Below are 10,691 nucleotides of genomic sequence, written 5' to 3'. Positions count from 1 at the left end.
CCGCACGCCCTCCCGCCCGCGGCGCGCGCCCCGCTCCTCCACTCCGTCATCCGGCGCGGCCCCCCGGTCCGGCCCGTCCCCGCCTGACCGGAAACCCCTCAGCCACAGCACGGAGAAGCGGCATCATGAGCAAGCGCAACACCTGGGAGAACAAGCAGTCCGCCCGCGAGCGGCTGCGCGCCGAACGCGAGCGGCGGGCGAAGAAGGAGCGGACCCGCCGCCAGCTCCTCGTCGGCGGCGCGGTCGTCGGCGTCCTCGCCGTCGCGGCCGGCATCGGCGTGGCCGTGAGCCGGCTCGGCGACGACGACAAGGACTCCGCCTGGACGGCCGCCGCCGAGAAGACCCTCGTCAAGCCGGCCCACACCGCCGGCGCCAAGGGCACCGAGATCGTCATCGGCGACAAGAACGCCAAGCACACCCTGGAGATCTACCAGGACATGCGCTGCCCGGTCTGCTCGGTCTTCGAGCAGAACGTCGGCGACACCGTCGACAAGGACGTCAAGGCCGGCACGTACAAGGTCTCGTACCACATCGGCGCCTTCCTCGACCGCGGCCTGGGCGGCACCGGCGCCAAGAACGCGCTCAGCGCCGTCGGCGCGGCCCTCGACGTCAGCCCCGAGGCGTTCTCGGCCTACACCAAGGCCCTCTACTCCAAGGCGAACCACCCCCCGGAGACCAAGGACGCCTTCGCGAACGACGACACCCTGCTGAAGATCGCCCAGCAGGTCCCGGCCCTGAAGGGCAACGCGGCGTTCGAGAAGAACGTCAAGGACGGTACCTTCGACAAGTGGGCGCTGGAGATGTCCGACGAGTTCGACAGCCACAAGGACGTGACCGGGACGCCGACCCTCAAACTGGACGGCGAGAAGCTGACGGTGGAGACTCCGCAGGGCAAGGGCGCCCCCCTGACCGCCGAGCAGTTCCGCCAGGCCGTCGACGCCCGCCTGAAGTAGGCCGCGCGCACCGGACTCCCGTCCTGGCGGACCCCGCCGGATGATGCCGAATCTTGACACGACAATTACGGCGTGTCATGGCACACTTCCCGGTTATGAAGGGGACGGGAGTTCGGTTGCGGGCGCTGCGCGCCGCGCTGTTCACCGCCGTCTGCGTCACCCTCTCGGCCGCCTCGCACGTCCTCCTCTCCCGGATGCCGCTGCCGGTGTCCACGGTCGCCGCGCTGTCGGCCGCCTTCTTCGTCCTCGCCTACGCCCTGGCGGGCCGTGAGCGGGGATACGGGCACATAGCCGCCCTCCTCGTCCCCCTGGAGCTGGCCGCCGACACGGTCTTCACCACCGGCCAGCACGCCTGTTACGGCGCGGCGGGCGGCCCGGTCGCCGGTCCGCTGCGCTCCATGGGCATCGACCTCGTCTGCCGCGGCGGCGAGGTGGGGACGCCCCTCGCCCACCTCACGGCGGGCCAGAGCCCCCCGAACGCGCTGTACTCGGCGCTGCCCTGGCTGCTGCTCACCCTGCACGTCGGCGTCGGCCTGCTCGCCGCCGCCTGGCTGCACCGCGGCGAGGTGGCGCTGGCCCGGCTGCTGCGCGCGGTGGCCGCCTCGGCCTTCCGCCCGCTGCTGCTGGTCCTCGCCACGAGCGCGGTGCCCGGCCCGTCGGGTACGGCGGGCCGCCCCCCGCGCGGCACCCGGCGCCCGCGCGCCCTCCCCCTGCTCCTCCACTCCGTCGTACGACGCGGACCGCCCCGGGCCTGCCCGGCCTGAGCAGCGATCCCCGCCATTCGTACCCCCACGGAGAGACACCATGAGCAACCGCAACAGCGCCCAGAACAAGCAGGCCGCCCGCGAACGGCTGCGCGCCGAACGCGAGCGCCAGGCCAAGAAGGACAAGACCAAGCGCCAGCTCATCGTCGGCGCCGCGGTGGTCGGCGTCCTGGCGATCACGGCCGGCGTGGTCGTCGCGGTCACCAAGATGAACGACGGCACCAGCGACCACTGGAAGGCCGCCTCCGAGAAGACGCTCGTCAAGCCCGCCAACACCACCGGCGAGAACGGCAACGAGATCGTCATCGGCCAGAAGAGCGCCAAGGAGACGCTGACGATCTTCGAGGACCCGCGCTGCCCGATGTGCGCCGGTTTCGAGCAGGAAGTCGGCTCCACCGTCCGTCAGGACGTCAAGGACGGGCGGTACAAGGTCCGCTTCGTCATGGTCAACTTCCTTGACCGGCAGCTCATGGGCGACGGTTCCAAGAACGCCGTCAGCGCGCTGGGCGCCGCCCTGAACGTCAGCCAGGACGCGTTCCTCGAGTACAAGGAAGCCCTCTTCTCCAAGAAGAACCACCCCGACGAGCGGGACGACGCCTTCTCCGACGACAAGAAGCTCCTGGAGATAGCCCAGGAGGTCCCGGCCCTGAAGGGCAACGCCAAGTTCGAGAAGAGCCTCAACGACCACGTCTACGACCGCTGGGCCCTGGAGATGGGCAAGCTCTTCGGCAAGGACGGCGTGGACGGCACCCCGACCCTGCTGCACGGCAAGAAGAAGCTGACCGTGGACGGCCCGCGCGGCCCGATGCCGCCGGCGTCCAAGGAGCTGTTCGACGAGGTCATGGACAAGGAGTTCGGCCCGCGCAAGAAGTAACGCGCGGACGACGGAGGCGGACGGCCGCGGGGCCGTCCGCCTCTCGCGCTCCGGCAGAGGGCGTCCCGCCGGTGGGGGCAAGGCCCGTACCCCGGCGGCGACTTGAGCGACGACCGCGAGGCCGCTCCCGGGCGGCGGCGAACGGCGACGGCCGACCCGCGGCCACGGCCCCTCGTCCCGGCGGGCCCCCGCCGACGGGGAACGCGGCGCGAAGAAGCGGTGACGACACGGCGGGGAGCGCGCGAACTCCTGTCAGGGCGGGCGCTCATGCGTGTGAACGGCGTTAAAGTTATCGCCCGTGAACCCACGTCCCCCTATATCCCGCCGGGCCGCCGTGACCGGCGCGGCGGCGACCGCCGCCCTGCTGCCCCTCGCCGTCGCCCCCTCCGCCGGAGCGGCCACCGCCACCCGGGCCGAGACGTCGACGGCCCCCGCCTTCCTGCACGGCGTCGCCTCGGGCGACCCGCTGCCCGACGGCGTCCTGCTGTGGACCCGGGTCACCCCGGTGCCGGAGGCCGTTCCCGGCTCCGGGCTCGGCCCGGCCGTCCAGGTCAGCTGGCAGGTGGCCGAGGACGCCGGGTTCGCCCGGGTCGTCGTCTCCGGCACGGTCACCGCGTCCGCCGCCGGCGACCACACGGTCAAGGCCGACGTCCGCGGACTGCGGCCCGGGACCGACTACTTCTTCCGGTTCACGGTCAGCGGCGGCTCGGGCGAGGTCCACTCCCCCACCGGCCGGACGTGGACGGCACCCGCCCCCGACGCCGCGACGGACGGCCTCCGCTTCGGTGTGGTCTCCTGCGCCAACTACGAGTCGGGCCACTTCTCCGCCTACCGCCACCTCGCCGCGCGCCGCGACCTGGACGCGGTGCTGCACCTCGGCGACTACCTCTACGAGTACGCGTCGGGCGTCTACCCGGCCGCCAAGTACGTCGTCCGGCCGCACGAGCCCAGACACGAGATCGTCACCCTCGCCGACTACCGCACCCGGCACGGCCGTTACAAGACCGACCCCGACCTCCAGGCCCTGCACGCGGCGCTGCCCGTCGTCGCGATCTGGGACGACCACGAGTTCGCCGACAACGCCTGGTCCGGCGGGGCCGGCAACCACACGCCGGGCGCCGAGGGCGCCTGGGCGGACCGCGTCGCGGCGGCGAAGAAGGCGTACTTCGAGTGGATGCCGGTGCGTCCCTCCGTCGAGGGCACCACCTACCGCCGGCTGCGCTTCGGCCGCCTCGCCGACCTGCACCTGCTGGACCTGCGCTCGTTCCGCTCGGAGCAGGTCAAGGCGGGCAGCGGCGCCGTCGACGACCCCTCCCGCACCCTCACCGGCCGCGCCCAGCTCGACTGGCTGAAGGACGGTCTGGCCGCCTCCGACACCACCTGGCGGCTCGTCGGCAACCCGGTGATGATGTCCCCGCTCGCCTTCGGCGCCATGCCGGCCCACCTCCTCAAGCCGCTCGCCAAGCTGCTGGGCCTGCCCGAGGAGGGCATCGCCGCCAACACCGACCAGTGGGACGGCTACACCCACGACCGGCGCGAACTCCTCGGCCACCTCACCGGCCGCGGCATCCGCAACACGGTCTTCCTCACCGGCGACATCCACATGGCCTGGGCCAACGACGTCCCGGAGACGGCCGCCACGTACCCCGTCTCCCGCTCGGTCGCCACCGAGTTCGTCGTCACCTCGGTCACCGCCGACAACCTCGATGACACCCTCCACGTCCTGCCGCACACGGTCTCCCTCCCGGCCGTCGCGGCCATCAAGGCCGCCAACCGGCACGTGAAGTGGGTCGACATGGACTCCCACGGCTACGGCGTCCTCGACATCACCGCCGAGCGGGCGCAGATGGACTACTACGTCCTCTCCGACAAGCGGGACCCGAAGGCGACGTCGAAGTGGGCGCGGTCCTACCGGACGCTGTCGGGCACCCAGCGGATGGAGCGGGTGAAGGCGCCGGTGCGCTGACGCTGGGACGCCGGACGGGCTGACCGTTCAGCCCGTCCGGCGTTTGAGGACGAGCGGCGAAACCGCGACAAGCGGGGTCTGGGGCGCAGCCCCAGGAAACGGTGAAAGGGCGGGGCCGGGGCCTCCTACAACTCCCCCAGGAACGCGAGCGCGACCCGCCAAGCCCGCTCCGCCGCCTCCGCGTCATAATCCGGAAGCTCCGGGTCCGTGAACATGTGCCCCGCCCCCTGATACCGGTGCACCTCCACGTCCGCCCCAGCCCGCCCCATCCGCAAGTACCAAGCGTTCAGCCAGTCATGCGGCTCGAACGGATCCGGATCCGCCACATGCAGCTGCACCGGCAGCTCGTCCACCGCCGCGTCCTCCGGCAGATCGGACGTGCCGTGGAACAGCAGCAGCCCCCGGGCCTTCTCGTCGCCCAGGGCGAGGTTCTGCGCGATCGACCCGCCGAGGGAGAACCCCGCGTACACGAGCCCCCGCTCGGACAGCGGCGCCACGGCCGTGATCGCGCGCCGCAGCAGCTCCTCGTGCCCGATCTCGTCCGTGATCGCCACACCGTCCTCGACGGTGTCCGCCGTCCGCCCCTCGTAGAGGTCCGGTACGTGCACCTCGTACCCGGCACTACGCAGCCTGTCGGCCGCCGCGTGTACGGACGATCGCAGTCCGTAAGCCGAATGGAAAAGGACGATCGTGGTAGGAGACGGCACCGGAGTCACTTCCTTGCAGGGCTGGATCGCGTGGCCTCCATCGTGCCAGCTACGGTCGAAGGAGGAGCGCGCGCCCGGCAGGACGCCGGAAGGAGCTGGTGCTCATGGAGGACGTGCTGCGGCCTCTCGCGGTCCTCGGCGCTGCCCTGGTCATCACCGTGGTGGTGGGCTGGGCCGCTGACAAAACGGTTCGCCGGATTGCCGAACGGCATCCGGAAGCGCCCTTGTGGCGCCTGCTGCGCCGCTGCCGCATGCCCTTGCGGCTGGTGCTGGGCACGGCGCTGCTGCGCGGCGGCTACGAGTCGGCCGAGCTGTCCGACAAACACGAGCTCCTGGTGACCAGGCTGCTCACCCTGGTGCTCATCGGCGCCTGCGCCTGGCTCGCGACGCGGGTGGCCACGGCCGTCGTCGAGGCGGCGTACGCGCGCTACGCCGCCGGCAGCCGCGACCCGGCCCGGATGCGCCGGGTCCGCACCCAGGTGACGCTGATCCGCCGTATCGTCACGGCGGCCGTCTGCGTCGTCGCCGTGGCGGCGATGCTGCTGACCTTCCCCGGCATGCGGACGGTGGGCACCTCCGTGCTGGCCTCCGCCGGTCTGATCGGCATCGTGGCCGGTGTGGCGGCCCAGTCCACGCTCGGCAACCTCTTCGCGGGGCTGCAGATAGCGTTCGGCGACATGGTGCGCATCGGCGACACCGTGGTGGTGGGCGGCGAGTGGGGCACGGTCGAGGAGATCACCCTCACCTACCTGGTCGTCACCACCTGGGACGAGCGCCGCATCACCATGCCGGTCTCGTACTTCACCAGCCGGCCCTTCGAGAACTGGTCGCGCGGCAACCCCCGGATGACCGGCACGGTCTTCTTCCACCTGGACCACTCCGCCCCCATCGACCTCATGCGCGAACGGCTGCACGAGGTGGTCAAGGGCACCCGCGAGTGGGACGGCCGGGCCTGGAGCCTCGTCGTCACGGACACCACCCCGTCCACCATCCAGGTACGGGCCCTGGTGACCGCCAAGGACGCCGACGACATCTGGACGCTCCGCTGCGTCGTCCGCGAACAGCTGGTGGAGTGGCTGCGCCGGGAGCACCCGTACGCGCTGCCGCGCATCAGCACCGCGCCCGCGCCGGGCCCGGCCGAGACCCCGGACCGCCGGCAGGCGCCGCCCACCTCGGGCGACATCGGCCCGGGCCCGGGCCCGGTCTGAGCCGAGCGCCCGCCGAGCGGGCTCACATCCCCCGCAGCGACCGCATGTCCAGCTGCCGCAGCACCCGGTCCACCACCTCCGGATCCATCCACGGCTCGCTCCGCGCGTCGAGCACCGCGTGCCGCGCCGCCGAGAGCAGCTCGGCCTGGATGCGCTGGATGGTGTGCAGCCGCTGGACGCGCTGGGAATGCGCCTCCCGCCGCTCCTCGTCGACCATCTCGGGACTGATGCGGGCGCCGACGTCGTAGGCGCGCCGGTGGAGCATCTCCCGCAGGTCCTCGGAGAGCTCCTCCTCCTGTTCGATCTCCAGCAGCCGGTGCCTGGCCGCCTTGGCGGCGCGGATGGCCAGCTGCCGCTCCAGCTCGCGGGTCCAGTCGGTGTCGGCGCGCACCCCGAGCAGCTCGACCAGCCAGGGCAGCGTCAGCCCCTGGACGACGAGGGTGCCGATGATGACGGCGAAGGCGATGAAGAGGATCTCGTCGCGGGCCGGGAAGGCCGCCTTGTCGTCCGTGGTCAGCGGGATGGCCAGGGCGAGCGCCGCGGAGGCCACGCCGCGCATCCCGGACCACCACATCACGATGGTCTCCCGCCAGCTCGTCAGGATCTCCTCGTCGACGTCCCGGCCCTTGTGCAGCCGCTTGGCCAGCCAGGCGGCGGGCAGCAGCCACGCCAGCCGCACGACGACCACGACGGCGAGGACGACGCCGCCGATGCCGAGCATCTCGCCCCAGCGGCCCGAGGCGGTGGCGACGGCGTTGTGCAGTTCGAGGCCGACGAGGCCGAAGGCGACGCCGGTGACGAGGGTGTCGACGATCTCCCAGAAGGTGTGGCCGGCCAGCCGCCCCAGCACGTCGTCCGCGTCGCTGGCGAACTCGGCGAGGAAGAGCGCGGTGGTCAGCACCGCGAGCACGCCGGACCCCTTGAACTCCTCCGCCAGCACATACGAGACGAACGGCACCAGCAGCGTGAGCCCGATCTGGAGCGTCGCGTCGCCCAGGACGTCCATCAGCCGCTTGGCGCCCCAGCCGAGCCCCAGGCCGACCGCCAGCGCCACCACGGCGGAGAACACCAGCTCACCGATGGCCTTCGGCACCGAGAAGCTGCCGCTGACGGCCGCGGCGACGGCCACGTGGTAGAGCACGATGGCGGTCACGTCGTTGAAGAGCCCCTCGCCCTCCAGGATCGACACCAGGCGGCGCGGCAGTCCGATCGAGCCCGCGACGGCGGTCGCGGCGACGGGGTCGGGCGGGGCGACCAGCGCGCCCAGGGCCACGGCCGCGGCCAGCGAGATCCCCGGGACGATCGCGTGGGCCACGGCCGCGACGGCCGAGGTGGTGACGAAGACCAGCGCGACGGCCAGCAGGAAGATCGGCCGTTTGTTGGCCGCGAACTGCCGCCAGGACGTGCGCTGCGCGGAGGCGTAGAGCAGGGGCGGCAGGACCAGCGGGAGGATGAACTCCGGCGGGATGTCGATGTTCGGGACGAACGGCAGCAGGGCGAGGGCGATCCCGCCCAGCGTCATCAGCACCGGGGAGGGCAGGCCGAGCCGGTCGCCGAGCGGGACCGTGACGAGCGCCCCGAGCAGCAGTACGAACAGCAGGGCCAGCTGGTCCACGAGTGCCCTCCGGGGCGCATGGGGGAACAGTCGTTCACCCCAGCGTGCCATGAAGTGGCTCGTCAGGCGGCCCCGGGGGTGCCGACGGCCGTCGGCACCGCGGAGAACGGAAAGCTCAGAGCGCCTTGCTCATCGCCCGGTGCGGTATCCCGCTGCCCTCGTCGAACTCGGGACCGTACGCCGCGTACCCCAGCCGCTCGTAGAAGCCCAGCGCGTGCGTCTGCGCCTCCAGGTAGACGCGGGTGAGGCCCAGCCGCCGGGCCTCGTCCTCCACGGCCCTGACCAGGGCGACCCCCAGCCCGGTGCCGCGCGCGGCCCGGCCCACGGCCAGCCGGCCGAGGACGGCCGTGAGGTCGTCCTCGACGCCCGCGTGGGCGTACTTCCGCCGCGCGGGCTCGCCGTGCAGGAAGCGGACGGTGCCGACGGGCCCGGACGGGCCGGTGGCCAGCAGGTGGACAGCATGGACGTCGTACGCGTCCAGCTCCTCCGCCTCGGGGATCTTCTGCTCCCCCACGAACACCTCTCGGCGCACCGCGAAGCAGCCCTCCAGCTCCTCCGGCCCGGCGACGACCCGCACCCGGACGGCGGGCACCTCGCTCACGCGCTCTCGGCGCGCACCGTCTCCAGGGCGCGCCGCAGGTCCTCGGGGTACTCGCTGGCGAACTCCACCCAGCGCCCGTCCGCCGGGTGCTCGAAGCCGAGCCGGACGGCGTGCAGCCACTGGCGGGTGAGCTTCAGCCGCTTGGCGAGCGTCGGGTCGGCGCCGTACGTCAGGTCGCCGACGCAGGGGTGGCGGTGCGCGGACATGTGCACGCGGATCTGGTGGGTGCGGCCGGTCTCCAGCTTCACGTCGAGGAGGCTGGCGGCGCGGAACGCCTCGATGAGGTCGTAGTGGGTCACCGAGGGCTTGCCCTCGGCGGTGACGGCCCACTTGTAGTCGTGGTTCGGGTGCCGGCCGATGGGCGCGTCGATGGTGCCGCTCATCGGGTCCGGGTGGCCCTGGACGAGCGTGTGGTAGCGCTTGTCGACCGTGCGCTCGCGGAACTGCTGCTTGAGCAGGGTGTACGCGCGCTCGGACTTGGCGACGACCATCAGCCCGGAGGTGCCGACGTCCAGCCGGTGCACGATGCCCTGGCGCTCGGCCGCGCCCGAGGTGGAGATCCGGTAGCCGGCGGCGGCCAGGCCGCCGATGACGGTGGGGCCGGTCCAGCCGGGGCTGGGGTGCGCGGCGACGCCGACCGGCTTGACGATGACGACGATGTCGTCGTCGTCATGGACGATCTCCATGCCCTCGACGGGCTCCGCGACGATCTGCACCGGCGCCGGGGGCGCGGGCATCTCGACCTCCAGCCAGGCGCCGCCGCTGACGCGGTCGGACTTGCCGGCCTCGGCGCCGTCCAGCTGGACCTTGCCCGCGGCCGCGAGCTCGGCCGCCTTGGTACGGGAGAACCCGAACATACGTGCGATGGCGGCGTCGACGCGCTCGCCCTCCAGGCCGTCGGGTACGGGCAGGGCGCGGATCTCGGGAATCGTGCTCACCCGTCGAGTATGCCGGACGGGTGACCCGCCGCCGTACGACAGCCCTGGCCGGGGCTTCTCGATCCGGGTCAGTCCTGGTGCACGGTGCCGTCCGGATCCAGCCCCCGGAAGGACAGGATCACGATCAGGAACCCGCCGCAGACGATCGCCGAATCGGCGAAGTTGAAGACGGCGAAGTGGGCCGGGGCGATGAAGTCCACCACCCCTCCCTCGAACCCGCCCGGCGAACGGAACAGCCGGTCGGTGAGGTTGCCGAGCGCGCCGCCCAGCAGCAGGCCCAGCGCGATCGCCCAGGGCAGGCTGTAGAGCTTCCGCGCGATCCGGGCGATCACCAGGATCACCGCCGAGGCGATGATCGTGAAGACGATGGTCATCGTCTCGCCCAGGCTGAACGCGGCCCCGCGGTTGCGGATCACATCCAGCTGGAGCCAGCTGCCGAACACCTCGATCGGGTCGTGGTGCTCCAGCTTGGCCACCACCAGCATCTTGCTGCCGAGGTCGAGGAGGTAGGCGCAGGCGGCCACCGAGAACAGCGCCACGAGCCGGCGCCTGCCCCGGACCGCGCCGTCGCCGCCCGTCGTCCCCCCGGTCACGTCGGTGCCCTCCGGCGTACCGGTGGGCCGTCCGGCCTGCTCCGCCTCTGTCACGTGAGTCCTTCGCTTCCGCGCGTCACCCACCACCGGTCATGACAGTGCGGCGCACTGCCGTGTCTGGTGGGCTCCGGGTGCACTGCCCGGTTGAGGACGAGGGTACGGCACACCACCCGCGCCCGGTCAGCGACGTTCCTGGCGCTGCTTGCACTCGACACACAGCGTGGCCCGCGGAAACGCCTGCATCCTGGCCTTGCCGATCGGCCGGCCGCAGCTCTCGCAGAGACCGTACGTGCCCGCGTCCAGACGGACGAGCGCCCGCTCCGTCTGGTCCAGCATCTCCCGGGCGTTGGCGGCGAGGGCGAGCTCGTGCTCACGCGCGATGTTCTTCGTCCCCGTATCGGCCTGATCGTCCCCCGCCCCGTCCCCGGAGTCCCGCATCAGCCCGCTGACCGCCTCCTCCGCCGCCCGGATC

11 protein-coding genes are annotated in these 10,691 nt (G+C 72.3%); 5 read left to right on the top strand and 6 right to left on the bottom strand.

Annotated features, from left to right (window positions below; all coding sequences use genetic code 11):
* Positions 1–125 precede the first annotated feature (125 nt).
* From ACSNOK_RS24935 to ACSNOK_RS24920, 4 genes are all read left to right on the top strand, one after another.
* Complete coding sequence (locus tag ACSNOK_RS24935; RefSeq protein WP_436783004.1) at positions 126–953, top strand: thioredoxin domain-containing protein; 828 nt, start codon at positions 126–128, stop codon at positions 951–953.
* 95 nt (positions 954–1,048) lie between these two features.
* Positions 1,049–1,717: a hypothetical protein gene (locus tag ACSNOK_RS24930; RefSeq protein ID WP_436783003.1), complete on the top strand. Its 669-nt coding sequence runs from the start codon at positions 1,049–1,051 to the stop codon at positions 1,715–1,717.
* A gap of 40 nt (positions 1,718–1,757) precedes the next feature.
* Complete coding sequence (locus tag ACSNOK_RS24925) at positions 1,758–2,591, top strand: thioredoxin domain-containing protein (protein ID WP_436783002.1); 834 nt, start codon at positions 1,758–1,760, stop codon at positions 2,589–2,591.
* A 334-nt stretch (positions 2,592–2,925) separates the two neighbouring features.
* Positions 2,926–4,557, top strand: a complete 1,632-nt coding sequence (locus tag ACSNOK_RS24920) for an alkaline phosphatase D family protein (protein ID WP_436783001.1) — start codon at positions 2,926–2,928, stop codon at positions 4,555–4,557.
* Positions 4,558–4,682: 125 nt separating this feature from the next.
* Here ACSNOK_RS24920 and ACSNOK_RS24915 read toward each other — a convergent pair whose 3' ends face one another.
* On the bottom strand, positions 4,683–5,264 hold the full coding sequence (locus tag ACSNOK_RS24915; protein ID WP_436783000.1) for a dienelactone hydrolase family protein: 582 nt from the start codon (positions 5,262–5,264) through the stop codon (positions 4,683–4,685).
* A 104-nt stretch (positions 5,265–5,368) separates the two neighbouring features.
* Here ACSNOK_RS24915 and ACSNOK_RS24910 point away from each other — a divergent pair, with 104 nt between their 5' ends.
* Positions 5,369–6,472 carry a mechanosensitive ion channel family protein gene (locus ACSNOK_RS24910; protein ID WP_436782999.1) on the top strand — a complete coding sequence of 368 codons (1,104 nt, stop codon included), beginning with the start codon at positions 5,369–5,371 and terminating at the stop codon, positions 6,470–6,472.
* A gap of 22 nt (positions 6,473–6,494) precedes the next feature.
* Here ACSNOK_RS24910 and ACSNOK_RS24905 read toward each other — a convergent pair whose 3' ends face one another.
* The 5 genes from ACSNOK_RS24905 to ACSNOK_RS24885 form a co-directional block, all read right to left on the bottom strand.
* On the bottom strand, positions 6,495–8,087 hold the full coding sequence (locus tag ACSNOK_RS24905) for a Na+/H+ antiporter (protein ID WP_436782998.1): 1,593 nt from the start codon (positions 8,085–8,087) through the stop codon (positions 6,495–6,497).
* A gap of 115 nt (positions 8,088–8,202) precedes the next feature.
* On the bottom strand, positions 8,203–8,688 hold the full coding sequence (locus ACSNOK_RS24900; RefSeq protein ID WP_436782997.1) for a GNAT family N-acetyltransferase: 486 nt from the start codon (positions 8,686–8,688) through the stop codon (positions 8,203–8,205).
* The gene (locus ACSNOK_RS24895; RefSeq protein WP_436782996.1) at positions 8,685–9,626 is read right to left on the bottom strand and encodes an RluA family pseudouridine synthase; all 942 of its coding nucleotides are present in this window, start codon (positions 9,624–9,626) and stop codon (positions 8,685–8,687) included. Before ACSNOK_RS24895 ends, ACSNOK_RS24900 begins: the two co-directional genes overlap by 4 nt.
* 68 nt (positions 9,627–9,694) lie before the next feature.
* Positions 9,695–10,273 carry a signal peptidase II gene (gene lspA / locus ACSNOK_RS24890; RefSeq protein ID WP_436782995.1) on the bottom strand — a complete coding sequence of 193 codons (579 nt, stop codon included), beginning with the start codon at positions 10,271–10,273 and terminating at the stop codon, positions 9,695–9,697.
* 126 nt (positions 10,274–10,399) lie between these two features.
* On the bottom strand, positions 10,400–10,691 hold a 292-nt coding region (locus tag ACSNOK_RS24885; protein ID WP_436782994.1), incomplete at its 5' end, for a TraR/DksA family transcriptional regulator.

The organism is Streptomyces sp. URMC 126 (genome assembly GCF_051386555.1).
Classification (GTDB): domain Bacteria; phylum Actinomycetota; class Actinomycetes; order Streptomycetales; family Streptomycetaceae; genus Streptomyces.
This window is presented reverse-complemented; position numbering and strand designations above follow the sequence as displayed.